The organism is Verrucosispora sp. WMMD1129 (assembly GCF_029581255.1).
GTDB classification, from domain to species: domain Bacteria; phylum Actinomycetota; class Actinomycetes; order Mycobacteriales; family Micromonosporaceae; genus Micromonospora; species Micromonospora sediminimaris.
Genome location: NZ_CP120741.1, coordinates 3,874,867 through 3,901,047, shown reverse-complemented (window position 1 = coordinate 3,901,047; position 26,181 = coordinate 3,874,867). Strand labels below are relative to the sequence as shown.

The window sequence follows — 26,181 nt, the reverse complement described above, 5'->3', positions numbered from 1 at the left end:
ACCGGCAGGCGCGGACGCGGGTCGGCGGGGCCAGGTCAGGGGTGGGTCATGCGGAGCAGGTCGAGCGCCTCCTCCAGCTGAGTCTCCGAGAGTTTGCCGGAGTCGAGATGGCCCCGCGAGATCACCACCTCCTTGATGGAGATCTGCTTCGCCAGCGCCTCCTTGGCGATCGAGGCGGCCTCGTCGTAGCCGAGGTGACGGTTGAGCGGTGTGACGATCGACGGCGAACCCTCGGCGTACGACAGGCAGACCTCGGCGTCCGCGACCAGGCCGACCACGCACCGGTCGGCGAGCAGGCGGCTCGACGCGGCGATCAGCCGGATCGACTCCAGGATGTTGCGGCCCATCACCGGCAGCATGACGTTCAGTTCGAAGTCGCCCTGCGAGCCGGCGAAGGCCACGGTCGCGTCGTTGCCTACCACCTGCGCGCAGACCTGCCGAACGGCCTCGCAGACCACCGGGTTGACCTTGCCCGGCATGATCGACGACCCCGGTTGGAGGTCCGGGATACGCAGTTCACGTAGGCCGGCACGCGGGCCGGAGCCCATCCAGCGGATGTCGTTGGCGATCTTGTAGAGCCCGACCGCGACGGTACGCAGCTGCCCCGACGTCTCGACCAGGGCGTCCCGGGCGCCCTGCGCCTCGAAATGGTTGCGCGCCTCGGTCAACGGCAGCCCGGTCGAGGCGCGCAGCTTCTCGATCACCCGGGCGGCGAAGCCGAGCGGGGTGTTGATGCCGGTGCCGACCGCGGTACCGCCCAGCGGCAGCTCGGCCAGCCGGGGCAACGCGGACTCCAGGCGTTCGATGCCGTAGCGAACCTGGGCGGCGTACCCGCCGAACTCCTGCCCGAGCGTCACCGGGGTGGCGTCCATCAGGTGCGTACGCCCGGCCTTCACGACGGTTTCGAACTCCGACGCCTTCGCCTCCAGCGCGGCGGCCAGGTGGTTCAGCGCCGGCAGCAGATCCCGTACGACGGCCTCGGTGGCCGCCAGGTGGATCGACGAGGGGAAGACGTCGTTGCTGGACTGCGAGGCGTTTACGTCGTCGTTGGGATGAACGCTGCTCCCCAGTTCCCGCCCGGCCAGGGTGGCGATCACCTCGTTGGTGTTCATGTTCGACGAGGTACCGGAGCCGGTCTGGAACACGTCCACCGGGAACTGGTCGTCGTACCCGCCGTCGGCCACGTGCGCCGCGGCGGCGGCGATCGCGGCGGCCACGTTCGCGTCGATCACCCCCTGGTCGCCGTTGACCTCTGCCGCCGCCCCCTTGATCTGAGCCAGCGCCCGGATCTGGGCCGGCTCGATGCCTCGGCCGGAGATCGGGAAGTTCTGCACCGCCCGCTGCGTCTGGGCCCGCCACAGCGCCTCGGCGGGCACCTCCACCTCGCCCATCGAGTCGCGTTCGATCCGGTAGCCGGTGCTCTCTGGAGTCGTCACGCGTACCATCCTGCCGCGCACCGCGACGACGTGCAGATGATCGGGCGAGCAATCTCCCTACCGACAGGGTCTGCTATCGATAGGTGTGCCGGACGGTCTGTAGCGGCTGACCGGTCTCGGTGATGGTCCAGAAGGTCCAACCGTTACGTTGGGGGCTGACGCCCGGGCGTAGAGCGCTCACCACCGCGCGGGCGGCCTCGCTCGGGGTGCGGAACGTCTTTCCCTCCACCGGCGAGCTGGTGATCGTCGTCCTACCTGGGCCGGGAACGAAGGTAGCCCAGACACGTTGACCCGCGTAGTCAGCGTGGACCCGGATCTCAGGCAAGTCCTCGGGTGAGGGTCCGTCTTCCTGGCCACACCGGTGGATCTCGACCAGCCGCGCAACCACCGCCCCTTTCGAAAGACCAGCGATCTTCGCCGCAAACTCCAGGTAGCGGTCGGTATCGTGATCGATATCTATAACTGGCATCGCCCCTCCAAAACCCACGATCCCGAACTGTCAGAAGCGTGGTGCGAGTCGACCCTCTACAACATCCTGCCGTCGACTGAGCACCTCCGGCACTCGGTCGAGGGGAGTCACCCAGTCTGCGAAGTCCGGGCAGATCCAACCGAGCAGTCGAAAGATCGTTAACCGGTCGGCGGCAAGGTGCCTATCATGAATCGGCTCGTGATGCGCGACGTGGTTCCGGAATGTCCGGATGTGGTCAAGGTCCGTATAGAGGGGCTGTCGTCTGCCTCGGTAGTGCGGGAACGCGTGACGGAGTGCCGGGCGCCAGAGACGAGTTTCGTAGTCGCACGATCCGCCCCTCCCCAACAGGCCAACCCAAAACCCAAAGGACAGTTCAGCCACCATGTGGCCATGGGTGATCACACCTGAACGGGCGCTGACGACTTGGGCCGCCCTGACGACCGCGCGCCGGCCAATGTGATGGATCCGCAGGTCCGGCGCGTCCCACCAGTCCTGCCGCTGATACATCCGGCACAACTGCTCGTCCAGCGCGTTGCGTAGGCGGATCTCCAAGAGGTGCAGGATGCCGAGAAAGGCCCCGGAAACCTCAACGTTCCACGCGTAGAGACGAAGAGCCCTGCCGAGATCGCCCCCTTCAGCCGCTACGTAGGGCGCGAGCCGGAGTTCCGAGATGCCAACCCTGATCGCTTCATAGGGAACGACCACTTGGGTTTCACCACCAATGGGGTATCGTTGTAGACGTAAGCCCCGGTGTTCGCCTCTGCTCAGCACGCGGCCCGGGGCACAGCTATGTCCGACGAGGGCGACCACGAGCCACCCACCCTTCCTCCAGAAACTCTAGAGAAAGGGTGGGTGTTGTCCAGCTGATTTCAGCGGCTTCCGATGGTGAGGACCGGCTTGGTGACCTCGGCGAAGAAGTCGTTGCCCTTGTCGTCGACCACGATGAAGGCGGGGAAGTCCTCCACCTCGATCTTCCAGACCGCCTCCATGCCCAGCTCGGCGTACTCCAGGACCTCGACGTGCTTGATGCAGTCCTGCGCGAGTCGAGCCGCGGGGCCGCCGATCGAACCGAGGTAGAAGCCGCCGTGCTGCTCGCAGGAGCGGGTGACCTGGCCCGACCGGTTTCCCTTGGCGAGCATCACCATCGAACCGCCGGCGGCCTGGAACTTGGCCACGTACGCGTCCATCCGGCCAGCCGTGGTCGGGCCGAACGAGCCGGAGGCGTAGCCCTCCGGGGTCTTCGCCGGGCCGGCGTAGTAGACCGCGTGATCGCGCAGGTACTGCGGCATCGGCTCGCCCGCGTCCAGCCGCTCGGCGATCTTCGCGTGAGCGATGTCCCGGGCCACCACCAACGGGCCGCTCAACGACAGCCGGGTCTTCACCGGGTACTTGGAAAGCTCGGCGCGGATCTCGTCCATCGGCCGGTTGAGGTCGACGCGTACCACCTCGGTCGCGTCCAGCTGCGCCTCGGTGACGTCGGGCAGGAAGCGGGCCGGGTCGGTTTCGAGTCGTTCCAGCCACACGCCCGACGGGGTGATCTTGGCCACTGCCTGCCGGTCGGCCGAGCAGGACACCGCGATCGCCACCGGGCAGGAAGCGCCGTGCCGGGGCAACCGCACCACCCGTACGTCGTGGCAGAAGTAGCGCCCGCCGAACTGCGCGCCGATGCCGAAGTTGCGGGTCAACTCCAGCACCTCGGCCTCCAGCTCCAGATCCCGGAAGCCGTGCGCGGTCATCGAGCCGGAGGTGGGCAGGGCGTCGAGGTACTTGGCGGAGGCGTACTTGGCGGTCTTCAGGGCGTACTCGGCGCTGGTGCCGCCGATCACCACGGCCAGGTGGTACGGCGGGCAGGCGGAGGTGCCGATCAGCCGCAGCTTCTCCTCCAGGAACTGCATCATCCGCGTCGGGTTCAGCAGTGCCTTCGTCTCCTGGTAGAGGTACGACTTGTTGGCCGAGCCGCCCCCCTTGGCCATGAAGAGGAACTTGTACGCGTCGGGGTGCCCGTCCGGGTCCTCGGCGTACAGCTCGACCTGCGCGGGCAGGTTGCTGCCGGTGTTGCGCTCCTCCCACATGGTGAGCGGGGCCAGTTGCGAGTAGCGCAGGTTCAACCGGGTGTACGCCTGCCACACGCCCCGCGAGATCGCCTCGGCGTCGGTTCCGTCGGTGAGCACGTGCCGCCCGCGCTTGCCCATCACGATCGCGGTGCCGGTGTCCTGGCACATCGGCAGCACCCCGCCGGCAGCGATGTTGGCGTTACGCAGCAGATCAAGCGCGACGAACCGGTCGTTCGGGGAGGCCGCCGGGTCATCGATGATCGACCGCAGCTGGGCGAGGTGCGCGGGGCGCAGGAAGTGCGCAATGTCGTGCATCGCCTCGGCGGTCAGCGCGGTCAGCGCGGCCGGCTCGACCGTCAGGAACCGGCGACCACCGGGGCCGTTGACCACATCGACGCCCTCGTCGGTGACCAGGCGGTAGTCCGTCTGATCCGGACCGGTCGGCAGCAGCGGGGCGTACGCGAAGTCGGCGGCGCTCACGACGACACTCCGCTTCGCTCCGTGCCGCCGTGAGGCACCACCGCACTGGGCCGATGATTCGCTCGCTGCCGCTCGCTCACGACGACACTCCGCTTCGCTCCGTGCCGCCGTGAGGCACCACCGCACTGGGCCGATGATTCGCTCGCTGCCGCTCGCTCACGACGACACTCCGCTTCGCTCCGTGCCGCCGTGAGGCACCACCGCACTGGGCTGAAGATTCGCTCGCTGCCGCTCGCTCATGACGGCAAAGCCTAGGGCAGAAGGTTGGGTCCGTCCCACCCGCCGGGGGGCGCGATCATTTACCGGGGTCAGGGGCGGCGCACAGCTCGTTCTTCGGACCACAACTGTCCTGGGGCTGCGGCACCGCGCCGCTGCCGGCGGGGCCCGGGTCCGCCCCGTCGGCCTCGCCCGGCGTGCCACCGGCCGCCGCGCCGAACCGGACGTACCCGATCTCCCGGCCCTCCCCTATCACCATGCCGGCGGGCCCCACGGCGAGGGCGTTCGCCGAGGTACGCAGCACGGCCAGTTCCCGCCCGGTCCGCGGATCGAGCGCGACCAGCCGGTTGGGCTTCTCGTCGGCGACGATCGCCGCGTACGGGGTGAGGGCCGCATCCGCCTTCTTCCCCGCCGGCCGGTTCCACCGGGTCCGCCCGGCACCGAGTTCGCGGGCGGAGACGGCACCGCCGTCGGCGGCACGCACCAACGCGTACCGGTCGTCGACGGCGAGCACCCGTTCGGCGTCGGCGGTGACCAGCAACAGCCGCCCGTCGTACCCGTCGAGGACCACTTCCCGGCCGTCCGGCGAAACGCCGAGCACCACGTTCCGGGCACCGTACGGGTCCTCCCGCTGCACGCAACCGGCGCTGTCGGCGGTACGGAGGTTGAGCCCCGACTGCTGCCATGCCTCCTGTCCGGTGGCCGAGTCCCGACCGGAGATGGCGTAGTAGCAACTGCCGTCCTGAGACCGGGCGGTGATGCGCAACAGACGCCCACCGATCACGGCGAGCCGCTCCTCCCGGCCGGGTTCGACGTTCTGCAGCACCCGGCCGGTGGCGGTGTCCACCACGTGCACCCGCCCGTCGACCGGGAAACCGAGCAGCGGCGGCACCGCCTCCGGGCCGGCCACCTCACCGTCGATCCGGTTGCTGGTGAGCCGCCGGCTGTCGAGCAGATTCGGGTTGTCGGCGAGCAGGCCGGTGCTGACCCCGGGCAGGAAGGCGGTCCACAGCGGAACGGTGCCGCGCGGGTCCCAGGCGCTCAACGTGCAGTCGGTGGCCTCCACGCAGCGGGCGTCCAGCAGCAGGTTTCGGTAGGTCCAGACCGCCACCGCATCATCGTCGCGACGGCGGGTCACCCCGGTGGTGGGGTCGAGCACCTCGTACCCCTTGACCAGCAGCTTGCCCACGACGACGACGGCTTCCCGCCCCGCGCCGGTGACCGCGCTCCAGTCGGCCTTGCGCTCCCAGAGCTGCGTGCCGGCGGCCAGGCTGCGGGCCTCCACCCGGGTGCGTTGCTCGATCACGACGCTCTCACCGGCGATGGTGACGCTGCGCGGGGTGCCACCGATACGTTGCTGCCAGACCACGTCCGGCTGGGAGATCGGCTGGGGCCGGTTCATCCAGTCCCACATGGTGGGGAACGGGTTCCAGACTCCGGTAGCGGCGAGCACCACCACCGTGATCAGGCCGAGCAGCAGCCAGCTACGTACGCCGAGGCCGCTCCCCTTCGCCACCGGGACACGGTAGCCATCCGCGCCGAGCACCGCCCGCACCGCCCCGCGTGTCGCACCGGAAAGATCGCGTGGGCGGCACCGCGAGCACGTTGGTCGACTCAGCGGTCAGCGGACACCACAGGAGCCGGCGTGGACTGCGCCGGAGGCGCAGGTGAGCGTCGGCCACCGGGGGCGAGGACCGGCCAGAGCAGCAGCGTCGCGATGATCGAAGCAGCCCCGGCACCGGCCATCACCACGCCCGGCGCGAGCACCTCGCTGAGCGCGCCGGCCCCGGCGGCGGCCAACCCCTGCGCCGCCATCATGCCGGTGCTGACCAGGCCGAAAGCCTGCCCTCGGCGTACCTCTGGGACCGCGTCGAGAAACCGTCGGGCCAGCCCGAGCTGGTAGGCGAAGCCCGCGGTCGCCACCGCGAACAGGGCCGCCGCCGGCAGCAGCACCGGCCGGGCCAGGAACACCAGCATGGGTACGCCCAGCAGCAGGGCCAGCCACGGCGTCCAGCGTTCCCGCCGGGCGGGCGCGACGAACCGCCCTACCAGCAGGTCGCCGACAAGCATGCCGCCCGCGCCCGCCATCAGCAGGATGCCGGCGTTGGCCCCCGGCCCGAGCCCGGCCGCGTACGGCACCGCCACCCCCTCGGCACCGACAAGCAGTGACCCCGGCAGCCACTGGGCGAGCAGCAGGCCACGGATCCGGCGGTCGGCCAGCAGCTGCCGGTTCACCCGCACAGTCTCCCGGAACGCACCGGGCCGCGGACCGGCAACCGCCCGGCCGGTGCGGGCGGGACGAGGAGCCAACCCGAACCGCACCAGCAATGCGGAGAGGCCACAGGTCGCCGCCGTCAGCCAGAGCACGCCGTACGGGCCGACCAGCCCCAACAGCAGGCCACCGACGGCGAACCCGGCCACCTGCGTACCCCCGGCGGCCACGGTGAGCAGCGAACGACCCAGCACGTACCGGTCACCGTGCAGCATCTCGGGCAGCAGCGCGGTACGCGATGCGCTGCTCACCGGGCCGAAGAGGGCCACGACGGCGACCAGGCCGAGCATCGCCGCCGGGGAGAGCAGACCCGTGGCGAGCACCGCCACTACGGCCAGCCGCACCAGGTCGTAGCCGACGATCAGGGCGCGGGCCGGCCACCGGTCGGCCAGGGCCAGCAGGAACAGCCCGCCCAGCGCGTGCGGCAGGAATCCGGTCACGTACGCGAGCGCGGCCAGCAGACCGGACCCGGTGCGCTCGTAGACGAGCACCGAGAGGGCGAGCATCTTCACCGTCTCGCCGATCATGAAGATCCCGTAGCTCGCGAAGATCACCCGGAACTCGGCGACGGCGAAGACGTCCCGGAAGGTGGCCTGCCGGTCGGCCACCTTCGGCGCATTCATGCTGGTGTTGTCCACGCCGATCAGCCTGGTGGCGCACACCGGACCGCTCTATCCTTTCGCTGAAGAACGAAAGGTCGGGCGATGCGGATCGAGGTCACTCCGGCGGACGTCGCGGCCAGTCGGTACGCCATCTCGCCGCTGGGCGAGGCGGTCTGGGCGCTGCGCGTCCACGCCGGCCAGCACGCCGTGCCGGGGCTGGCCCCCTGGGTGGCCCGCACCCGATCGGTCTTCGAGCAACTGCGCCGGGACTACCCGGCGGTGGGCGCGCTGATGGCGCTGCTACGCCGGGGCGGCTACAACGCCGACTTCATCCAGCCGCCACCCGACGGCATCGGCCGCACCTTCGCCGACGAGTTGGCCGTGGTCCGGGCCACGCCGCTCGGGCAGGCCCGCGACGAACTGTCCCGCAACCTTGTCGGACTGCGCACCCCACCGGCGTACGCCCGCAGGATCTACGACTCGCCGGATGTCGTCGACCGGCTGGCCGACGCGATCGAGGCGTCCTGGATGGCCCTGGTGCAGCCGGACTGGCCGCGACTGCGGGCGGTGCTGGAACGGGACCTGGTGCATCGCGCGGGTCGTCTGCTCGCGTACGGCTGGGGGGCCGCCGTGGCGGACCTCGACCCGAGGCTGCGCTGGGTCTCCGGCGGCGGCCTCGGCGCGATCGAGGTGGCCGACCGCGACCCCCGCAGCTACTCGCTGGACGGGCGGGGCCTGCTCTTCATTCCCACGGTCTTCGGCATGATGATCAACTACGTCGAGCCGCCATGGCCGTTCGCGATCGTCTACCGGGCCTCCGGCGTGGCCGAGCTGCTCGGCCCGCCCGACCCCGGCCGCCCCGAGGAGGCGCTGGACCGGCTGGTCGGGCGGTCCCGCGCGGCTGTGCTGCGGGCACTCGCCCTGCCCGCCACGACCAGTCAACTCGTCGTGCAACTCGGGATGAGTCTGGGCGGCGTCGGCGACCACCTGTCCGTGCTGCGCGACGCGGGCCTGATCACCCGGGTCCGCTCCGGCCGGTCCGTACGGTACCGCCGCACCCCGCTCGGCGACGCCCTCACCGCCGACTGATCCGGCGCCCTTCCTTCACTGCACCGCCGAGCGCAGCAGCGGAAGGACGCGGTAGGGGATCTGCTCGGCGAGCGCGATGATCGTCGAGGCGCGGGTGATGCCCTCGTACGCCACGATCTGGTCGATCACCCGCTGAAGGTCGGTGTTCGAACGGGCCACGATCCGGCAGAGCAGGTCGCCCGAGCCGGTGATGGTGTGTGCCTCCAACACCTCGGGGATCGCCGCCAGATGACGGGTGACCGGGTCGTGCCCGTGCCGCTGACTGATCTCCAGGGTGACGAAGCTGGTCACCGTGAAGCCGAGCGCGGCCGGGCCGAGATCAGGCCCGAACCCGGCGATGACGCCCCGCCCGACCAGCTTGTCGAGCCGCGCCTGGACGGTCCCCCGGGCGACGTGCAGCCGACGCGAGCACTCCAGCACGCCGATCCGGGGTTCCTCGGCGAGCAGTTCGATGAGTCGCACGTCCAGCTCGTCCAGCTGAGCAATCTGACCAGTGTTCATGCGTGGACACCATACCGTTTGTGCAACCTGACCAGCGTACGCCGTGAGGGTTGCCCAGTGCGCCCGGTCACCGCGATGCTCGGCACACAGCACACGATCCCGTCGGCCCACCAGGCCGGCCGGTACGCGAGGGAGGCCACCATGACCCAGGCGATCGACCGACCCCAGCCGACCGAGGAGGTGGACGTCGACGCTCTCGTCGGCGCCGTCGACCACGACACCAGCAAGGACCCGTTCCCGGTCAAGGGCCTCGACTACGTCCACTTCATGGTGGGCAACGCCAAGCAGGCGGCGCACTACTACTCCACGGCGTTCGGCATGACCTGCGTGGCGTACCGGGGACCGGAGCAGGGCCACCGGGACTACGCCGAGTACGTGCTGACCAGCGGTTCCGCCCGTTTCGTCTTGACCGGGGCGGTACGCCCCGACGCGCCCGGCGCCGAACACGTGACGAAGCACAGCGACGGCGTGATCGACATCGCGCTGGAGGTGCCGGACGTCGACGCGGCCTACTCGCACGCCGTCCAGCAGGGTGCCAACGGCCGGACCGAGCCGACCGACATGACCGACGAGCACGGCACGGTCCGCTTCGCGGTCATCGACGCGTACGGCGACACCCGGCACACGCTCGTCGACCGGTCCCGCTATACCGGTCCGTTCCTGCCCGGCTTCGTCGCCCGCGGCCCGATCGTGGACCGGCAGCCGATGATCGACGCGGGGATCCAGCCGAAGCGCTTCTTCCAGGCGGTCGACCACGTGGTCGGCAACGTCGAGCTGGGCCGGATGGACGAGTGGGTCGAGTTCTACCGCCGCGTCATGGGCTTCACCAACATGGCCGAGTTCATCGGTGACGACATCGCCACCGACTACTCGGCGCTGATGAGCAAGGTCGTCGCGAACGGCACCCGCAAGGTGAAGTTCCCGCTCAACGAGCCGGCCATCGCCAAGAAGAAGTCGCAGATCGACGAGTACCTGGAGTTCTACCAGGGCCCCGGCGCCCAGCACATCGCCGTGGCCACCAACGACATCCTGGCCAGCGTGGACGCGATGCGGGCGGCCGGCGTCGACTTCCTGGAGACCCCGGACTCGTACTACGACGACCCGGAACTGCGCGCCCGCATCGGCGAGGTACGCGTACCGATCGAGGAGCTCAAGTCCCGCAAGATCCTGGTCGACCGGGACGAGGACGGCTACCTGCTGCAGATCTTCACCAAGCCGGTGCAGGACCGTCCGACGGTCTTCTTCGAGCTGATCGAGCGGCACGGCTCGCTCGGCTTCGGCAAGGGCAACTTCAAGGCGCTCTTCGAGGCCATCGAGCGGGAGCAGGAAAAGCGCGGCAACCTGTAACACTGTCGAGCGTGACCCAGCCACCCGCACATCCGACACCGCCGGCCGGCGAGCCCTCGGCCGGCGGTGCCGCGCCACCCGCCGGCCCACCCCAGATTCCGGCACAGTGGGCCCCGCCCGGCCAGCCGCCGCCGGCACAGCCAGGTCCGCCGGGGTACGCGTCCCAGCCGCCCTGGCCGGTGGGACCGCCACCGGCCGGCTGGGCTGCCGGGCCGCCACCGTCGGTGCTGGGGCCGGGTGGGCAGCCGCTGGCGAGCTTCGGTGACCGGCTGCTGGCCTACCTGATCGACACCGCCGTCGTCGTCGCTGCCCTGTTGGTGGTGTTCGGGCCGCTTTTCGTGATCTTCATGGCCCGGATGCTGGCCGTGGATCCGGAGACCAACCCGGACGGCACCGTGGCGGAACCCGGGTTGTTCGTCGTGGAGATCCTGCTGCCGATGCTGCTGCTCCAGGCCGCGTCTCTCGTGATCATGTTCGGCATCTACTGGCTGTACCACGTCGAGTACCTCAAGCGGACGGGCCAGACTCTGGGCAAGAAGGTGATGGGCCTCCAGGTGGTTCCGCTCGACCCGACCGGCACCCTCGATCGACGGATGGCGGGGAAGCGATACCTCGTGGAGTTCGTCGGCGGGTCGCTGGTGCCCGGTGGCAGTTACGTCGACGGCCTCTGGCAGTTGTGGGACAAGCCCTGGCAGCAGTGCCTCCACGACAAGTTCGCCGGGACCGTCGTCGTTAAGGTGTCGAGGTGACTGAGCGCAGCGAGGCCTCGCCGTGAGCGTGGCACCCGGTTGGTACGTCGACCCCGCCGACCCGGAAACCCGCAGGTACTGGGACGGTGAGGGCTGGATCGGCGCGCCCATCCCGGTGGACGTCACGCCGCCCGAGGGCCCACCCGAGCCCGAGCCCGAGCCGGCCCCGGAGCCCACCTCCCCGGCGTCCGCCTCGGCACCGCCCGCAGCCGACCTGCCGTCCGGCGGCACCCCACCGGCCACCTGGCCGCAAGGCCCGCCGACAGGGCAGCCGGGCGGCGGAACGCCACCGGGTTGGCCCGGCGGTCAGGGATCTCCGGGCGCGCCGCCGACCTGGCCGACAGGTGACACGCCGCAGGGGCCGCCGCCCGGCTGGCCGTACCCGACCTGGCCCGGACGCCCGCCGGCCCCCCGTCCGCACGGGATGCCGTTGGCCTCGTTCGGTGCCCGGCTGGGCGCCCGGCTTATCGATTTCGGCATCGTTTTCGTGCTCAACGCCCTGGTCAACGGCTGGTTCGTCTGGCGCTACCTCCAGGAACTCTCGGCGCCACTCGACGAGTTCTGGCGTCGGGTGCAGGACCAGGACCGCACCACCGACCCGTTGCCCGCCGCCGGTGATCAGGCCGGTGCGCTGGTCGTGACGATCCTGCTCATCGCCACCTCGCTCTGGCTGGCGTACGAGGTGCCGTCGATGGCCGCCAGTGGGCAGACCTTCGGCAAGCGGCTGCTGCGGGTCAGGGCGGTGCCGGTCGAGGCGGACGCACCACTGGGCTTCGGCCGGGCCCTGCGCCGCTGGAACACTCTCGGCCTGCCCACGCTGCTCTGGTACTGCTGCGGCCTCGGCCTGCTGCTCCAGCTGATCGACGCGCTCTCACCGCTCTTCGACCATCCGCTACGGCAGGCGCTGCACGACAAGCGGGCGCAGACCGTGGTGGTTCAGCTTCCGCGTACCCCCGACGACCGCGCCAACCCCCCGGGAGAGACCCCATGACCGACCGACGACACCAGGCGGCGGTGCGGCTGACCCGCGCCGACCTGGACGCGCTACCCAACTACGTGCCCGGACGCAGCCCGGCCGACCTGGCTCGCGAGCTGGGCCTGCCCGAGGCCATCAAGCTGGCCAGCAACGAGGTGCCGTACGGCCCGCTGCCTGGTGTGGTGGAGGCGGTCGCCGAGGCCGTCGCCGGCGTGCACCGCTACCCGGACATGGGCGTGGTCGCGCTCCGCCAGGCGCTCGCCGAACGGTACGGGGTGGACGCCGACCGGGTGGCGACCGGCTGCGGCTCGGTGGCGCTGGCCGAGCACCTGGTACGGGCGACCTGCCTGCCGGGCGACGAACTCGTCTACTCGTGGCGCTCGTTCGAGGCGTACCCGATCATTGCGGCGACCAGTGGCGCGACGAGCGTGCAGGTGCCCAACGACGGCGGGCACGGGCACGACCTGGCGGCGATGGCCGCGGCGGTGACCGATCGCACCCGGATGATCCTGGTCTGCAACCCCAACAACCCGACCGGCACGGCCGTACGCCGGGCCGAGCTGGACCGCTTCCTCGACGCCGTACCCGACGACGTGCTTGTGGTGATCGACGAGGCTTACCGGGAGTTCGTCACCGACCCGGAGGTGCCGGACGGGCTGAGCTACGCCGACCGGCCGAACGTGGCGGTGCTGCGCACCCTCTCCAAGGCGTGGGGGCTGGCCGGTCTGCGGATCGGCTTCCTGGTCGCCCAGCCGCAGGTGGCGGCGGCGGTCCGCAAGGTCGTCACACCGTTCTCCACAAGCATGGCCGCACAGGCGGGCGCGTTGGCCGCGCTGGCCCAGGCCGACGAGGTGCACCGGCGGTGCGCGCTGGTGGTGGCCGAACGCGAGCGCGTCGGCGAGGCGTTGACCAAGCTCGTTCCCGGCGTGCCGGCCAGCCAGGCGAACTTCGTCTGGCTGCCGCTGGGTGACCGGTCGGTGGAGTTCGGCAAGGCCTGCGAGTCGCGGGGCGTGATCGTGCGGCCGTTCCCTGGTGACGGGGTACGGGTCACCATCGGCACGCCGACCGAGAACGACGCCTTCCTGGCGGCGGCCGAGGCCGCACTGGGCTGAGCCAGGTCCGGCCCGCCGAGTGTCGAACCGGGCCGATCCCACCGAGGGCCGTACCGGGCCGGTCCGCCATCCCCCAGCGGACCGGCCCGAGTCTGCTACTCCTGCGGCACCGGCTCCCGCTGCTGCGCCCGCCGCCGATAGGCGAAGCCGAACAGCAGCGCCAACACCAACCCCGAGGCGACAAGCCCGCCGGCCAGCACCGCGCTCGACCGGTCGGCGCTGGCCGCCGCCCGGACGGTCGTGCCGCCGAAGCTGACCGTGCCGCTGGCGCTGCGCTTGGTCCAGCCGCTGGCCAGGTCGAGCTTTGCCGACCAGGGTCCGTCGGGCAGGCGGGAGTCCAGCGCGACGCGGACGGTGGTGCTGCCGCCCAGGGGCAGCGTCGCGGCCTCGACCCGGACCGGATCGGTGGACAGACCACCCGGCCCGTCGGCGAGCCGGAGTTCGCCGGCCAGGTCGAGCGCCCGCTTCCCGGTGTTGCGTACGTCGGCGGTGACAATCGGCGTCCCGTCGGGCTCCCGAAGACCGGTCAGCGGCCCGATCTCGAAGCCGGACGGCGGCTCTCCGCCGGGCCCCACCGACAGGTAGACCCGGATGCCGGCTCGACCCACGTTGCGGATCTGCTGGCCGTCCGTGCCCGAGATCTCGGCCCACACCACCGCATACCGTTCACCGGCTTCGGCGGCGCGCGGCACCCGGATGGTGACCAGCGCCTCCACCTCCTCACCGGCGGCCAGCGCCTCCTCGCCGGGCTCCACCCGGATCCAGCTGCTCAGCTCGTTCTCGGTCCGGTCCGGCGCGATGACGAAACCCTTCTTCGTCACCGCCGCCGCGGCGGCGTAGAGCGCGACCTTGCGCTGGACCTCCGAGGAGTTCTTGACCACGATGCGCCGCTTGATCGTGGTCCCGGGCTTGACGTGGTCGACGATGTACTTGTGCGCCCGGGAGTCGTCGCGGCGGTTCACCGGCGCGTCGAGCAGGCGCACCCCGACCGAGACGGCCGGGCCGCTGGGGCTCGGTGACGCACTGCCGCTCGGCTCTGGCGACCGGGAGCGGCCGTCCCGACGGTCGGCCGCCGGCAGGTCGACGACCTCGGGCGGAGCCGGTTCGACGCGGGCCACCGCTCGGGGCGCCGGCACCGCCCCGGTTGCGGTCGACGCCGGTGCCCCGGCCGTGACCAGGACGGTCACGGCCAGGGCGAGGGCGCTGACGCGGTCATGCCACCGAATGGGTGATCACCCCCGTGTAGGTGCCGCCGACCGCACCGCCCGGAATGGTGATCCGGATGTCCGGTGCCCAGGTCGCGGAGTTGTTGCCGGAACCGGAGGTCTTCGAGAAGGCGACCCGTGGCACGTTCAGCACGACCGCGTCGGCCTGGGTGGGCTGGCCGGGCACGAAGGTGCCGGTACCTGTCGTCGCGATGGCGCCGCCGGACCAGTACTCGACCAGGTTCGGCAGGATCGTCTCCTCGGGCGTACCGCCGCCGGTGGTGAAGGCGCTGCTACTCACCGTGGCCGTCCAGGTGGCGTTCAGCGCCGACCGGCTGTCGGTGACCGTGACGTTGCCGAGTTCACCGGTGATGCTGGAGCCGGCGAAGGCGGCGCCGAGGTTCACCGCCGGGGGCACGGCGATGTCCAGGTTGGCGGTGGAAACCGTGAAGGTCACGATGGTGTCGCCGGACGGGGCGGCGGCGGCGGGCGCCGCCAGGGCCACCACGGTGGCCGCGGCGGCGGTCAGGGTAAGAAGTGGCTTCCTCATGCCGATGACGCTAAAGCGCACGGTCGGCACACAGCAGGATCTTTTGTACAAATAACCCATCAGGCGACAGAGTGGGTAATCGTGCCCGTGTAGGTGCCGGCGATGATGCCGTTCGGCACGACGATGCGCAGGCTCGGGTTCCAGGCGACGCGGTTGTTGCCATTGCCGGAGGTCTTCCGGAACGCCTCACGGGTCACGTTGAGGGCCACCGCCTGCGCCTGGGTGAGCTGACCCGGCACCAGCGTGCCGCCGCCGGTGCTCTGCACCGCCGGCCCCGACCAGTAGAAGACCGAGGCGTTGGAGATGGTCCGCTGCGCCCCACCCCCGCCGGTGATGAAGACGGTGGCGGAGACGGTGGCCACCCAGGTGTTCGGGTTGACCGGGCCACGGACATCCGTCACCTCGACGCGGCCCATCGGCCCGGTCAGCACCCCGCCGGTGAAGCCGGTACCAAGGTTGACCGTCGCCGGCACGGTGATGTCCACCCCTTCAGTCTTGGCCAGCTGGAAGCTGCGCCCGACCGGCGCGGCGGCCTCCGCCGGAGCGGCGCCGACGAGAATCATGATCACGCCCAGCAGGGCTGCCAAGAGACGCACAGTGGGACTATAAGTAACTTATGTCCGTTTTGTCGAGCTAGCCACGGGTCGTCGGTCGTCAGGTCGCGGCGATGATCAACGATTCGGCGGTGAGGTAGTACCGCTGGTCGTCCGCGTCGGGATCGACCGGCCGGCGCAGTCGCTCCACCACCACGTACCCGTCGGCCGCGTACGCGTCGCCCGGTGCCCACCCGGTGCCGTCGGAGCCGATGTCGAGCACGAAGCTGGACGATCGCGCACCGGTGGCCGGGTCCAGCGTGACGAGCTCGTTCGCCTCGGTCAACACGTGCACCCGGCCGGGCTGTACGGCGATCACCCGACCCGGGCCTACCTCGACCCGCCAGCGTTCCTCACCGCCGGGGACGGTCCGGCCGACGAGCACTCCCTCGGCCATGCCCACTGCCGTCCCGTCGACCAGTTCGGTACCCGGACCATCCAGCACCGGTGCCTGCACCGGCGCTTCCGAGCCGAGCAACCACCCCCGGGCCGGCGCGTCCCCGGGCCCAGCGGTCCGCAACGCGGCACAGCCGACGCCGTCCGGCCCACAGCCGAGCAGCGTGGCCGTCAGCTCGTCACCGGCATCCGGCGGACGCCACCTGGTCGTCACCATGCCGGTTGCGGTGTCCCGAAACTCGATGGCCGCCGGTCCCTCACAGTCGTCCACGGTCAGCAGCCGGCCACCGGAGCCGGTGCCCACCGGTTCGCGGCAACCGGAACCCACCGCCGCCCGCCACAACTGCCCACCATCGGCCAGGTCGACCGCCCGGATTTCGCCCTCGCCGGAGCTGACGACCACGTGGCGGCCATCGACGGTCCGGCTCACCGCAAGCCCGCTCGGCCGCCAGAGGACGGCCGTGCCGGTGCGCCGCGACACCCGCTCCGATGCCGGCTCCGGCCCGTCCGCCCGCCAAGCAACCCGACCGGTACGCGCGTCGATCGCCACGAGCTGCCCGTCCGACCAGCGGCTCACCACCGTCGTCCCGCTCGCCACCACCGCGTCCAGACTCGCCGGCCAACGCCGGAAGGACCAGTACGGGGTGCGCCGGCTACGACTGTCGACAGGTTGGTCGGCGTAGACCTGCCGGGGCGCGGCGTACACCCGCAGCCGGCCGTCGACGATCAGCGGGGCAACCGGCAGGCGGCCGGTCACCCCGGGGGCCGGCGTGCTCCGCGCCGGGTAGTCGTCCCGGGCGGGGGTGCTCACCTCGGCCGGCGCCAGGACCCGGTACGCGATGACCCCGACCGTCGCGGCGACGCCCACCGCCGCCACCGCCGCCACGAACCGCCGCCGACCCGCCGCCCACCCCATGCCGCACCTCCGCACGGCACCCTACCCAGCCACCCCCGGACCCGCCCCCGCCCCCGAGCCGCCCCGCCAACCCGCGCGCCCGGACTCGCCCGCGGCGCCCGTCCCGACATGCGGCATGCCGCGGTCTCGCGGTGGGCGTGATGCCGCTGTTTGCCGCAACTCGCGAGAACACCCGCTCGGGTCTGGGCGTGACGGAGGCGGGCGGGCGCTGGGTCAGGCGACTTCGGCGTGGCGGGCGGCGGCTGCGGCGGCCAGGGCGGCGATGTCCTGCCGCAGCACCTTTTCCGCTGCTCGGACCGCCAACCCGCCGAGCAGCAGTGCGAGCGCCCGGCCAGTCGTCGCGGCCGGCTGAGCCCACACCGTCACCGTCACCGAGGCGTGGCGACGCCCACGACGGTGCACGTCCCGTAGCGTCCAGGTGATCCGGTAATCGACGCCGTCACCGGGCGAGCCGAGGACCAGCCGTCGGGGCGGCTCGGCGGCCAACACGACGAACTCTTCGGCCACCGTGCCGCCGCCCGGTCGCGTCCGGATCTCCCGCCAACTCGTACCCGGGCCGAACGTTCCGGGCGTCAGCAGTTGCACAGGCCGATCACCGCCCCTCGGCCGGGACAGGTCGGTGAGCACCCGCCACAGATCGACTGCGGATGCTGCGACCAACCCGTTCACCGCAACTGTCGACATGCCACCTCCCGTGGCACCGACGGTACGCGGCGTGATCGTGGTGCGGGGTCCCCGAGCGGAGAATCCCCGCCGGAGACCCCCGGCGGGCATCAGCCGACGAATCGACCGTCCCGGATCGCGTCGACGAATGCGGTCCAGCCCGGCGGGCTCACCACGAGCACCGGTCCGGCCTGGTCCTTTGAGTCGCGGATGCCCACCACACCGTGGACTGCGGCCAGATTGTCGGCCACCTCCACACAGAGGCCCTGGTCGTTGGAACGGCTGCTGGTACGCCAGACCGCGTCCACGAGAACGTGCATCGTCGTCATCTCCCTCGGTTTCGACGTTCCGCCAGCCGAGACCGGGCCGACCGGAAAGGGGGCACCGGCCGGCCCGGCGCGGCATGGCGACGGAATTCCGAGGCGATCAACGAAGACGGTGACGGTCCTTGATCGCACCCGCTGTGCGATCAAGGTCAACTGTCGGGTTCAGGTCAGTTCGACGGCAGGACGGTGCCCGTGACCTCGCCCAACATGAGGGTGGTGCCGTCCGGCCCGGGTGCGGTGGCGGTGATCGTCACCGTGTCACCGTCGGCCAGGAAGGTGCGTTCCGTCCCGCCCACGGTGACCGGTTCGGTGCCGCCCCAGCTGAGTTCCAGGAACGAGCCGACCTGGTCGCGCCGAGGGCCCGAGACGGTGCCGGAGGCGTACAGGTCGCCGGTACGCAGCGAGGCGCCGTTGACGGTGAGGTGTGCCAACTGCTGGGCCGGCGTCCAGTACATGCCGGCGAAGGGCGGCTCGCTTACCGGCTCTCCGTTCCAGAGCACCCGCAACCGCAGGTCCAGCCCCAGGTGCGGCTCGTCGCGCAGGTAGTCGGCCACCGGCGGATCCTGCTCCGGACCGGCGACGAACGCGTCGCGCAGCGCGTCGAGCGGAGTGACCCAGGCGGCCACCGACGTGGCGAACGACTTGCCGAGGAACGGCCCGAGCGGTTGGTACTCCCATGCCTGGATGTCCCGCGCCGACCAGTCGTTGACCAGCACCACACCGAAGACGTGGTCGGCGAAGTCAGCGGCAGCCACCGGGCGGCCGAGCGGGCTCGGTACGCCGACCACGAAGCCGACCTCAGCCTCGATGTCCAGGCGCGCCGACGGGCCGAACGTCGGACCGTCGGAGCTGGGCCGCTGCCCCTGCGGACGCACCACCGGGGTGCCGGAGACCACCACCGTGCCGGCACGGCCGTGATAGCCGATCGGCAGGTGTTTCCAGTTCGGCAGCAGCGGCGGCTGCCCCGGGCGGAAGATCAGGCCGACGTTCGAGGCGTGGTGTTCCGAGGAGTAGAAGTCGACGTAGTCGGCCACCTCGAAGGGCAACTCCATGCGTACCTCGTCGACGGGCACCAGCAGCGGCTCCACCGCCGCCCGGTGCGTCGGGTCGGTGAGCAGCTCGGTGATCCGGTCCCGCACCGCGGTCCACTGCGGGCGTCCCAGTGCCAGGAACGCGTTGAGCGTGGGCCGGCACAGCGCGCCGCCGGCCAGCACCAGGTCCGCGGCCTCCGCGCCGGCCAGGTCCAGGACGAAATCTCCGATGCGTACGCCGATGCGCGGCTCGTCGTCGCTCACCCGGAACACGCCGTACGGCAGGTGGTGCACCCCGTACCCGGAACCCGCCGCACCCGGCACCCAGCTCGCTGGCTGACTCTCGCTCATGCCTCAAAGCCTCCGTCCACCAGCCCGAGCCGGATCAAATCGGTGAGGGGTTCCACGATGCTGCACGAGCCGAACCCCACCCACAGCGGGCGCGCCGCATCGGGCCGGCCGTCGACAGCCTGCACCAGCGGGCGCTCGTCGCGCACGGTGAGCAACTCGGCGACGGCACCGACGGTCGCGCCGTCGGCGGCGGCCAGGGTCGCGGCGAGCACGTTGCCGAACCCGTGGTGGGTGAAGCCGGTCTCGGGGTCCACGTGCCGGACCGCGTGGTGCAGCCCGGCGGTCAATTTGAACGGCAGGCCCCGGTCCCGGCAGGCGCAGACCACCGCGGCCAACTCGGCCGGGGTCGGGAACAGTTCGGCGGCCAGCCCGCCGGTACGGAACTTGGCGGCGACCGGCACCCCCCGGGCGCGCGAGTCGGCGAGCGCGTCCAGGGCACCCATCAGCCCGAAGGTGAGCGGGATCTCCGCGTAGACGGGGACGCCGTCCAACCGCTCGGCGAGTTTCACCAGCTCGGTCAGTCCTGGTTGCGGGTCCTCGCCCCGCCGCGCGACGGGCACCTCGACCTGTCGTGCGGTCACCCCGAGCGGGGGTAGGAACGACAGCGCGAACGGGAGCCGGTCGAGACCGGTGTCACCGATCAGCCCGATGGCGAAGCCTTCCTCGGGATCGACCAGACCGCTCAGCTCGCCCGCCGTGATCGCCGAGGCGGGCAGCAGCAGCGGGCCGACCAGGTCGGCGTACCACGCGACGCGGTGCCGCCGGTGGGCCTGCACGGCGTCGGGCAGCGACGCGCTGCCCGGCGGGAAGACTGCGGCGTCATCGACCAGGCCGGCGACAAGAGTGGGCAGCTGCGTTGACACGAGACAAGAATGTACGGGACGCTTCATTGAGCGGACAACAGCGTCCGAATATCGGACGCAGGCGGACCGGGAGGGCGAGATGCCGTACTACCGCAGCATCGGCGAGCTGCCACGCAAGCGCCACACCCAGTTCCGGCAGCCGGACGGCAGCCTCTACACCGAGGAACTGATGGGCCAGGAGGGCTTCTCCTCCGACTCGTCCCTGCTCTACCACAGGTACGCCCCGACCGCGATCGTCGCCGCCGAGGAGTTCACCCCGCCGGCCGTCACCCGGGTGCCGAACCTGCCGCTCAAGCCCCGGCACCTGCGTACCCACAAGCTCGACGGGACCGGCGCGGACCCGGTCCTCGGCCGGCGGTACCTGCTCGCCAACGACGACGTGCGGATCGCCTACGTGCTGGCCGACCGCCCCTCCCCGCTGTTCCGCGACGCCACCGGCGACCACTGCCTCTACGTGGAGGCGGGCACCCTGCGGGTCGAGTCGACGTTCGGTGTGCTCGACGCGGTACCCGGCGACTACGTGATCATCCCGACCTCGACGGTGCACCGCCTGGTGCCCACCGGAGACACCCCGACCCGGCTGCTCGCCGTGGAGGCGTCCGGGCACATCGGCCCACCCAAGCGCTACCTCTCCGTACGCGGACAGTTCCTGGAACACTCGCCGTACTGCGAGCGCGACGTCCGGGGGCCGGACACCCCGTTGCTCGTCGACGGCACCGACGTCGAGGTGCTGGTCCGCCACCGGCGCGGATGGACCCGCCACGTCTACGCCAACCACCCGTTCGACGTGGTCGGGTGGGACGGGCACCTCTATCCGTGGGCGTTCTCCATCCACGACTTCGAGCCGATCACGGGCCGGATCCACCAGCCGCCACCTGTGCACCAGACCTTCGCCGGCCCGAACTTCGTGATCTGCTCCTTCGTGCCCCGCAAGGTCGACTACCACCCGGACGCCATTCCGGTGCCGTACCACCACCACAATGTCGACTCCGACGAGATGCTCTTCTACACCGGGGGCAACTACGAGGCGCGGCGTGGCTCCGGCATCGAGCAGGGTTCCATCTCGCTGCACCCGTCCGGATTCACGCACGGACCGCAGCCCGGCGCGGCGGAACGCGCCATCGGAGTGGACTTCTTCGACGAGCTGGCGGTCATGGTCGACACCTTCCGCCCACTCGACCTCTGCGACGCGGCGGCCGAGTGCGAGGACGACGGGTACGCCTGGACCTGGGCCCGCCGCCCCTAGGGACGGTCAGGCCACCGGCCGGCCGACGATCGCCAACCGGGCCGCGGTGGCGATCGCGATGGCCAGCACCAGCGGCCACGGGTTGCCGAACAGGGCGTAGAGCAGGATCAGCACGGGTGCCGCGGCGGCGGCGTACACGGCCAGGGCGAGTGGACGGTCGGTACGCCGCAGCACGGGCAGGATGGTGCGGGTCAGCCCGGGCAGCCGGGCCGCCTGCTGCCAGAGCACGACGCCTCCGCCCGCAGCCGCCACCACCGCCAGTAGCCGGGAGAAGCCGGAGCCGGTCGCTGTCGAACAGGCGATCACGGTGGCGGCAATCACCGACCAACCGGCGCCCCAGAGCACGAACTGCCGCAGTGCCGCCGGCACCGGCTGGCGTGCGACGACCGGCCCGGTACCGAGGTGGCCCGGCCCGCCCGGCCCGGCTTCGCCACGCCCCCACTCCGGGTCTGCGGCACGGCCGGTCACCGGCCCGCCGGTGGGTACGTCACCGCCCTGCGCCGGCAGGCTCGGGCGTTCCTCCGGCCCGGCGGCGGGCCTGGCGTCGACGTCCCCAGCAGCCGAACGTCCGGCCTCGTCCGGGTCACGTCCGGGCCGGTCCCGATCGTCGCCGGCCGCTTCCGGGCGGGTCGACTCGTCCGGCATCTCGTCGGCGCGGCGCGGATCGGTCGGCGGCAGGTTCGCCACCGCCGCTTCGGCCAGTCGCGCCAGCGCAGCGCTCCACCGGCGCTGCTCCAGCCGCAGTACCCCGACGTCGTCGCCGGTTTCCGCCAGGCGTGGGTCCAGCCGCAGCGCCTCCCGGTAGGCCCGCTCCGCCAGGTCGTACATCCGCATGTTGGCCGCGACCAGACCCAGCACCAGGTGGCCCTGCGGCTCATCGGGGGCCAGTTCCACCCCGCGCCAGGCGGCGTTCAACGCCGGCTGGCCGTTGCGGGAGCCGGCCAGGATCGCCGCGGCGCTGCGCTGGGCGTACGCGTCCTCCGGGCCCAGGGCCAGGATCTCGTCGGCGGTACGGGCGGCCTCGGCGTACCGTTCGAGGTCACCGAGGGCCAGCCCACGGACGACGAGCGGGGGCACCTGTCCCGGCGCGGCGGCCACTGCGGCCTGGGCGGCGGCGAGCGCCTCGGCCGGCCGGCCGGCGGCCAGGTGCACCCGGGCCAGCATTGTCGACACGCTGGCGGCGGCCGGGTCGAGGGCCAGGGCGAAGCCGAGTTCGGCCACGGCCTCGTCGTATCGGCCCAGCTCGGCCAGGAGCGTGGCGCGTTCGAGGTAGCCGTCGGCGGCGGGCGGATCGGTGGGGACGTCGGCGGACATCGCGGCGAGCCTAGGCGCTCGGCTGCTCGTACACCAGGGCGACCGCGATCCCGGCGAGCCCCTCCCCGCGCCCGGTGAAGCCCAGGCCGTCGGTGGTGGCGGCGGAAACGGTGACCGACGCCCCGACGGCCTCCGACAGCACCCGCTGGGCCTCGTCCCGACGTGGGCCGATCTTCGGCCGCACCCCGACCACCTGCACGGACACGTTGCCGATGGCGAAGCCGGCGGAGCGTACCCGGCGGGCCGTCTCGGTGAGCAGCGCCACCCCGCTGGCCCCGGCCCACGCGGGCTGTCCCACCCCGAAGTTGGCCCCGAGATCACCGAGACCGGCGGCGGAGAGCAGCGCGTTGCAGGCGGCGTGGGCGGCCACGTCCGCATCCGAGTGCCCGGCCAGGCCGTCCTGCTCCGGCCAGTACAGACCGGCCACCCAGCAGGGCCGACCGGCCTCGAAGGCGTGCACGTCGGTCCCGATGGCCACCCGAGGAACGATCATGATCCGAGGGTACGCGCTATCGTCCGGTCGCCAGCAGATGCTCGGCCAGCGCCAGGTCGAACGGCCTGGTGATCTTCAGAGCGTGCTCCGAACCGGGCACGCAGTGCACCGGCACGCCCTGCTTCTCCACCAGCCCGGCATCGTCGGTGAGGGCGTCGGCGGCAGCGGCGTGGGCGGCGGCCAGCACCGCCCGGCGGAATCCCTGGGGGGTCTGCACGGCGCGCAACGCAGCCCGGTCGACGGTGCCGAGCACCTTCTCGTCCGCGTCGACCTCCTTGATCGTGTCGACGACCGGCAGCACCGGGATCACCGCGTCATGGCCCGCCCGGACCGCCGCCGCCACCGATTCCACGAGCGCGGGCGGGGTGAGTGCGCGAGCCGCGTCGTGCACCAGGACGATCCCGGGACCGGCGGGTACCGCGGCGAGCGCGGCGGCCACCGAGGCCTGCCGTTCCGCACCACCGGGAACCACGGTCACCGGGGCGATCGGTGCGAGCAGCTCACCCACGGCCGCCACCTCCGCGACCGGTGCGGCCACCACGATGCTGTGCACCGAGGGGGCTTCGGCCAACCGACGAACCGCGTGCACCAGCAGCGGCTCACCGGCCAGCAGCCGAAGTGCCTTCGGTCGACCGGGCCCGAGGCGTACGCCGGCACCGGCCGCAGGCACGAGGACCGCGACGTCACCGCACGGATTGAGCTGCGCGGTCACGTCGCGGTCCTCGACGGTTTGTTCGCTACGAATCGGGTACGACGATGCGGTGCGGACTAGGCCTCCGTCAGCACCTTGTCGAGCAGCGTCTCCGCCTCGTCCTTGGTGCTCTTCTCGGCCAGCGCGACCTCGCCGACCAGAATGTCGCGAGCCTTGGCGAGCATGCGCTTCTCGCCCGCGGACAGCCCCCGCTCCCGCTCGCGACGCCACAGGTCACGGACGACCTCGGCCACCTTCAGCGGGTTGCCGGAAGCCAGCTTCTCCAAATTCGCCTTGTAACGCCGCGACCAGTTGGTCGGCTCCTCGGTGTGCGGAGCCCGGAGAACGTCGAAGACCTTGCCGAGGCCCTCTTCGCCAACCACCTCGCGCACACCCACGATCTCGGCGTTCTCGGCCGGTACCCGGACCGTCAGGTCACCCTGCGCGACCCTCAGGACGAGGTACTGCTTGGGCTCGCCCTTGATGACCCGAGTCTCGATTGCCTCGATGAGTGCGGCCCCGTGGTGGGGGTAAACAACGGTCTCGCCGACACTGAAAACCATAGGTTCGAAACCCCTTTCGCTGTGTCTAGGGTAACACGCTCAGGCACCGATGTCTCACCGCTGTCCTGACCGTTGGCGCAGCTCAGGGGCCCTGTGAGAGGTATTTCTTCGGCTTGACAGACCATCCAGACGATGATTCGAACACGTTGAGTAACCTTGGGATGACCCCCGGACACCACTGTCATGGACGTGGAGATCCGGGAGAACAAGCGCCGAGGCCCTGCAACACACCCACTGGAGATCAAGGGCTACGCACCCGTTCCATGATATCCCGCCGCAGTCCGACGCGGGCAGCGGTAGCGGTACCCGGCCTGGTGCGGGACGCTTGAGGGGTGCCGCGTCCGCACACCCGTGAGGTTCCAGGGGGTTGTAATGGGCAAGGCTGACGCCGATGGTCCCGGGCTGCCCGACCTGCCGCCGGAATGGGGCCGCGTGGTCGTCCCGGACGACATCGCTGCCCTGGCCGACGAGGCTGAACAGATCCGCCGGGAGCTGCGACGGACGGCGGCGGACCAGCGCCGCTGGCGTCCACCCGCCGCACCGGTGATCGTGCTGATCGTCGCGGTCCTGACCACCCTCGCCGGCCTGGCCGCCGTCACCTGGCCCAGGGCCAGCCGGACCGGGCCGGGCGCGACTACGCCCGACCCGACACCGGCGCAGCTGACCGGTCGCCCCCTGCCCGCGCTCGACCTGGTCGACGGCGGGCAGTCGCCGGTGCCGCTGCGCGGGCTGCTGCCGGTGGTGGTGCTGCTGGTGGACGGATGTGCCTGCCCGGAGCAGGTGGCCGCGGCGGCGACGGCGGCACCGGCCGGGGTGACCGTGGTCAGCGTGGCCGCCGCCCGGCCACGGGCAGCGCCGCCGGGAGTTCGCGCGCTCGCCGACCCGGCCGGCGGCCTGCGTGCCTTCCTGCACCTACCGGCCAGTCAGGACGGCGTGACCGCCCTGCTCGCCGACCGCACCGGCCGGATCACGCTTGTGGTACCCGAGGTCACCTCGATCGCAGACCACCACGCCGAACTGTCCCGGCTGGCGGATTGACCCGCCCGATCCGTAGATTACCCGGATCGCTCAGCTCAAGGCGATCAACCGGGCCTCGATCTGGACCGGCTCCGACCCGGCTGGCGAGAACGACAACCGGGCCGCGGCACCAATGCCGGTGAGCTCCATCATGACCTGCCCGCCGTCGCAGCCCACAGTCATCGGGGCCGCTGACCGGGCACCGGCGACGGCTACCAGCAACTCGCCCGGGCCGGTGCAGCGCAGGCGCAACAGATGCCGCTCGCCCCGCTCCATCCGGGTCTGCCGGACGACCGCCGCACCGGAACCGAGCCTCGCCGACTCGGTCCAGACCAGCTCGGTCCCGCCCACGTACCAGCCGCTCGGCGCGGCGGAACCCGTGGCCGGGCGCTCCGCCGGCCCGTCGTCCGCCCCGGCCACCGCGCCGGTGCGCGCGTCGACCAGGACGGAGGAGGTGGCACTCGGAAGCTCGGAAACCGTGCCACCGGTGACCGGGTTCCCCCGCCAGTACGTGACGGCTGACGGGAGGCCCACACCGGTCTGCGCCTCCGGTGCCGCTACCCGCCACCACCAGCCGCCGAGGGTCAGCGCCGCCACCGCGACGGCGGCCAACAGGGCCCCGCGTAGCCGATGGATGGCATCGACGTCCATACCTGAAGC

25 protein-coding genes and 1 pseudogene are annotated in these 26,181 nt (G+C 71.5%); 7 read left to right on the top strand and 19 right to left on the bottom strand.

What is annotated here, in order from left to right:
* Positions 1-35 precede the first annotated feature (35 nt).
* The 5 genes from O7624_RS18105 to O7624_RS18085 all read right to left on the bottom strand — a co-directional run bounded on the left by O7624_RS18105 (position 36) and on the right by O7624_RS18085 (position 7,550).
* Positions 36-1,445, bottom strand: a complete 1,410-nt coding sequence (locus O7624_RS18105) for a class II fumarate hydratase (RefSeq protein WP_282236641.1) — start codon at positions 1,443-1,445, stop codon at positions 36-38.
* Positions 1,446-1,935: 490 nt separating this feature from the next.
* The gene (locus O7624_RS18100; RefSeq protein ID WP_282236640.1) at positions 1,936-2,610 is read right to left on the bottom strand and encodes a hypothetical protein; all 675 of its coding nucleotides are present in this window, start codon (positions 2,608-2,610) and stop codon (positions 1,936-1,938) included.
* 164 nt (positions 2,611-2,774) lie between these two features.
* The gene (locus O7624_RS18095; protein WP_204019237.1) at positions 2,775-4,439 is read right to left on the bottom strand and encodes a fumarate hydratase; all 1,665 of its coding nucleotides are present in this window, start codon (positions 4,437-4,439) and stop codon (positions 2,775-2,777) included.
* A 295-nt stretch (positions 4,440-4,734) separates the two neighbouring features.
* Positions 4,735-6,171, bottom strand: coding sequence for a PQQ-binding-like beta-propeller repeat protein (locus O7624_RS18090; protein WP_282236639.1), 1,437 nt, complete (start codon positions 6,169-6,171; stop codon positions 4,735-4,737).
* A 98-nt stretch (positions 6,172-6,269) separates the two neighbouring features.
* Positions 6,270-7,550 (bottom strand): MFS transporter, encoded by a 1,281-nt coding sequence (locus O7624_RS18085; RefSeq protein ID WP_282240672.1) that lies wholly within the window; start codon positions 7,548-7,550, stop codon positions 6,270-6,272.
* 81 nt (positions 7,551-7,631) lie between these two features.
* Between O7624_RS18085 and O7624_RS18080 the strand changes: the two genes are divergently transcribed.
* Entirely contained in the window at positions 7,632-8,618 is a 987-nt protein-coding gene (locus O7624_RS18080) for a helix-turn-helix domain-containing protein (protein WP_282236638.1), read from the top strand.
* 15 nt (positions 8,619-8,633) lie between these two features.
* On the opposite strand, the gene O7624_RS18075 is transcribed toward O7624_RS18080, so the two are convergent.
* Positions 8,634-9,119, bottom strand: a complete 486-nt coding sequence (locus tag O7624_RS18075) for an Lrp/AsnC family transcriptional regulator (RefSeq protein ID WP_093403292.1) — start codon at positions 9,117-9,119, stop codon at positions 8,634-8,636.
* A gap of 141 nt (positions 9,120-9,260) precedes the next feature.
* Here O7624_RS18075 and hppD point away from each other — a divergent pair, with 141 nt between their 5' ends.
* From hppD to hisC, 4 genes are read left to right on the top strand one after another with little or no spacing between them, the layout of a single operon-like run.
* Positions 9,261-10,466, top strand: a complete 1,206-nt coding sequence (gene hppD, locus O7624_RS18070) for a 4-hydroxyphenylpyruvate dioxygenase (protein ID WP_282236637.1) — start codon at positions 9,261-9,263, stop codon at positions 10,464-10,466.
* Positions 10,467-10,477: 11 nt separating this feature from the next.
* Complete coding sequence (locus tag O7624_RS18065; protein WP_282236636.1) at positions 10,478-11,215, top strand: RDD family protein; 738 nt, start codon at positions 10,478-10,480, stop codon at positions 11,213-11,215.
* A 22-nt stretch (positions 11,216-11,237) separates the two neighbouring features.
* A complete protein-coding gene (locus tag O7624_RS18060) occupies positions 11,238-12,206 on the top strand; it encodes an RDD family protein (protein WP_282236635.1) in 969 nt (322 codons plus the stop codon).
* Complete coding sequence (gene hisC, locus O7624_RS18055; RefSeq protein WP_282236634.1) at positions 12,203-13,303, top strand: histidinol-phosphate transaminase; 1,101 nt, start codon at positions 12,203-12,205, stop codon at positions 13,301-13,303. Before O7624_RS18060 ends, hisC begins: the two co-directional genes overlap by 4 nt.
* A 95-nt stretch (positions 13,304-13,398) precedes the next feature.
* Here the strand turns inward: hisC and O7624_RS18050 are convergent, their stop codons facing one another.
* The 8 genes from O7624_RS18050 to O7624_RS18015 form a co-directional block, all read right to left on the bottom strand.
* Positions 13,399-14,490 carry a hypothetical protein gene (locus tag O7624_RS18050; protein WP_282236633.1) on the bottom strand — a complete coding sequence of 364 codons (1,092 nt, stop codon included), beginning with the start codon at positions 14,488-14,490 and terminating at the stop codon, positions 13,399-13,401.
* Positions 14,491-14,515: 25 nt separating this feature from the next.
* Complete coding sequence (locus O7624_RS18045; RefSeq protein ID WP_282236632.1) at positions 14,516-15,058, bottom strand: hypothetical protein; 543 nt, start codon at positions 15,056-15,058, stop codon at positions 14,516-14,518.
* A 59-nt stretch (positions 15,059-15,117) separates the two neighbouring features.
* Positions 15,118-15,654, bottom strand: coding sequence for a hypothetical protein (locus O7624_RS18040; protein WP_282236631.1), 537 nt, complete (start codon positions 15,652-15,654; stop codon positions 15,118-15,120).
* Positions 15,655-15,712: 58 nt separating this feature from the next.
* Positions 15,713-16,963, bottom strand: a complete 1,251-nt coding sequence (locus O7624_RS18035; protein ID WP_282236630.1) for a PQQ-binding-like beta-propeller repeat protein — start codon at positions 16,961-16,963, stop codon at positions 15,713-15,715.
* Positions 16,964-17,176: 213 nt separating this feature from the next.
* Positions 17,177-17,647 carry an SRPBCC family protein gene (locus O7624_RS18030; RefSeq protein ID WP_282236629.1) on the bottom strand — a complete coding sequence of 157 codons (471 nt, stop codon included), beginning with the start codon at positions 17,645-17,647 and terminating at the stop codon, positions 17,177-17,179.
* Between the two features lie 89 nt (positions 17,648-17,736).
* Complete coding sequence (locus tag O7624_RS18025) at positions 17,737-17,946, bottom strand: DUF397 domain-containing protein (protein ID WP_093403670.1); 210 nt, start codon at positions 17,944-17,946, stop codon at positions 17,737-17,739.
* A gap of 173 nt (positions 17,947-18,119) precedes the next feature.
* The gene (gene fahA, locus O7624_RS18020; RefSeq protein WP_282236628.1) at positions 18,120-19,334 is read right to left on the bottom strand and encodes a fumarylacetoacetase; all 1,215 of its coding nucleotides are present in this window, start codon (positions 19,332-19,334) and stop codon (positions 18,120-18,122) included.
* Positions 19,331-20,197 carry a hypothetical protein gene (locus tag O7624_RS18015; protein ID WP_282236627.1) on the bottom strand — a complete coding sequence of 289 codons (867 nt, stop codon included), beginning with the start codon at positions 20,195-20,197 and terminating at the stop codon, positions 19,331-19,333. The genes fahA and O7624_RS18015 overlap by 4 nt, the downstream gene beginning before the upstream one ends.
* Positions 20,198-20,276: 79 nt before the next feature.
* On the opposite strand from O7624_RS18015, the gene O7624_RS18010 reads away from it, so the two are divergent.
* A complete protein-coding gene (locus tag O7624_RS18010) occupies positions 20,277-21,443 on the top strand; it encodes a homogentisate 1,2-dioxygenase domain-containing protein (RefSeq protein WP_093403280.1) in 1,167 nt (388 codons plus the stop codon).
* Between the two features lie 687 nt (positions 21,444-22,130).
* On the opposite strand, the pseudogene O7624_RS18005 reads toward O7624_RS18010, so the two are convergent.
* The 4 genes and pseudogenes from O7624_RS18005 to O7624_RS17990 all read right to left on the bottom strand — a co-directional run.
* Positions 22,131-22,757 (bottom strand): annotated as a pseudogene (locus O7624_RS18005) (tetratricopeptide repeat protein); the annotation flags it as partial.
* 10 nt (positions 22,758-22,767) lie between these two features.
* Positions 22,768-23,253 carry a 2-C-methyl-D-erythritol 2,4-cyclodiphosphate synthase gene (gene ispF / locus O7624_RS18000; RefSeq protein ID WP_282240671.1) on the bottom strand — a complete coding sequence of 162 codons (486 nt, stop codon included), beginning with the start codon at positions 23,251-23,253 and terminating at the stop codon, positions 22,768-22,770.
* A gap of 13 nt (positions 23,254-23,266) precedes the next feature.
* Entirely contained in the window at positions 23,267-23,962 is a 696-nt protein-coding gene (gene ispD / locus O7624_RS17995; protein ID WP_282236626.1) for a 2-C-methyl-D-erythritol 4-phosphate cytidylyltransferase, read from the bottom strand.
* Between the two features lie 56 nt (positions 23,963-24,018).
* On the bottom strand, positions 24,019-24,504 hold the full coding sequence (locus O7624_RS17990) for a CarD family transcriptional regulator (protein WP_007073334.1): 486 nt from the start codon (positions 24,502-24,504) through the stop codon (positions 24,019-24,021).
* Between the two features lie 372 nt (positions 24,505-24,876).
* Between O7624_RS17990 and O7624_RS17985 the strand changes: the two genes are divergently transcribed.
* Positions 24,877-25,542: a hypothetical protein gene (locus O7624_RS17985; RefSeq protein ID WP_282236625.1), complete on the top strand. Its 666-nt coding sequence runs from the start codon at positions 24,877-24,879 to the stop codon at positions 25,540-25,542.
* 30 nt (positions 25,543-25,572) lie between these two features.
* On the opposite strand, the gene O7624_RS17980 is transcribed toward O7624_RS17985, so the two are convergent.
* The gene (locus tag O7624_RS17980) at positions 25,573-26,172 is read right to left on the bottom strand and encodes a hypothetical protein (RefSeq protein ID WP_282236624.1); all 600 of its coding nucleotides are present in this window, start codon (positions 26,170-26,172) and stop codon (positions 25,573-25,575) included.
* Between the last annotated feature and the right edge of the window lie 9 nt (positions 26,173-26,181).

Bases quoted from the DNA above. Each gene is read 5' to 3' on its own strand.
- O7624_RS18030 (WP_282236629.1), bottom strand. From the start codon at position 17,647: ATGTCGACAGTTGCGGTGAACGGGTTGGTCGCAGCATCCGCAGTCGAT.
- O7624_RS17980 (WP_282236624.1), bottom strand. From the start codon at position 26,172: ATGGACGTCGATGCCATCCATCGGCTACGCGGGGCCCTGTTGGCCGCC.
- O7624_RS18010 (WP_093403280.1), top strand. From the start codon at position 20,277: ATGCCGTACTACCGCAGCATCGGCGAGCTGCCACGCAAGCGCCACACC.
- O7624_RS17985 (WP_282236625.1), top strand. From the start codon at position 24,877: ATGGGCAAGGCTGACGCCGATGGTCCCGGGCTGCCCGACCTGCCGCCG.
- O7624_RS18025 (WP_093403670.1), bottom strand. From the start codon at position 17,946: ATGCACGTTCTCGTGGACGCGGTCTGGCGTACCAGCAGCCGTTCCAAC.
- O7624_RS18105 (WP_282236641.1), bottom strand. From the start codon at position 1,445: ATGGTACGCGTGACGACTCCAGAGAGCACCGGCTACCGGATCGAACGC.
- O7624_RS18080 (WP_282236638.1), top strand. From the start codon at position 7,632: ATGCGGATCGAGGTCACTCCGGCGGACGTCGCGGCCAGTCGGTACGCC.
- hppD (WP_282236637.1), top strand. From the start codon at position 9,261: ATGACCCAGGCGATCGACCGACCCCAGCCGACCGAGGAGGTGGACGTC.
- fahA (WP_282236628.1), bottom strand. From the start codon at position 19,334: ATGAGCGAGAGTCAGCCAGCGAGCTGGGTGCCGGGTGCGGCGGGTTCC.
- O7624_RS18085 (WP_282240672.1), bottom strand. From the start codon at position 7,550: ATGAATGCGCCGAAGGTGGCCGACCGGCAGGCCACCTTCCGGGACGTC.
- hisC (WP_282236634.1), top strand. From the start codon at position 12,203: ATGACCGACCGACGACACCAGGCGGCGGTGCGGCTGACCCGCGCCGAC.
- O7624_RS17990 (WP_007073334.1), bottom strand. From the start codon at position 24,504: ATGGTTTTCAGTGTCGGCGAGACCGTTGTTTACCCCCACCACGGGGCC.
- O7624_RS18075 (WP_093403292.1), bottom strand. From the start codon at position 9,119: ATGAACACTGGTCAGATTGCTCAGCTGGACGAGCTGGACGTGCGACTC.
- O7624_RS18045 (WP_282236632.1), bottom strand. From the start codon at position 15,058: ATGAGGAAGCCACTTCTTACCCTGACCGCCGCCGCGGCCACCGTGGTG.
- O7624_RS18035 (WP_282236630.1), bottom strand. From the start codon at position 16,963: ATGGGGTGGGCGGCGGGTCGGCGGCGGTTCGTGGCGGCGGTGGCGGCG.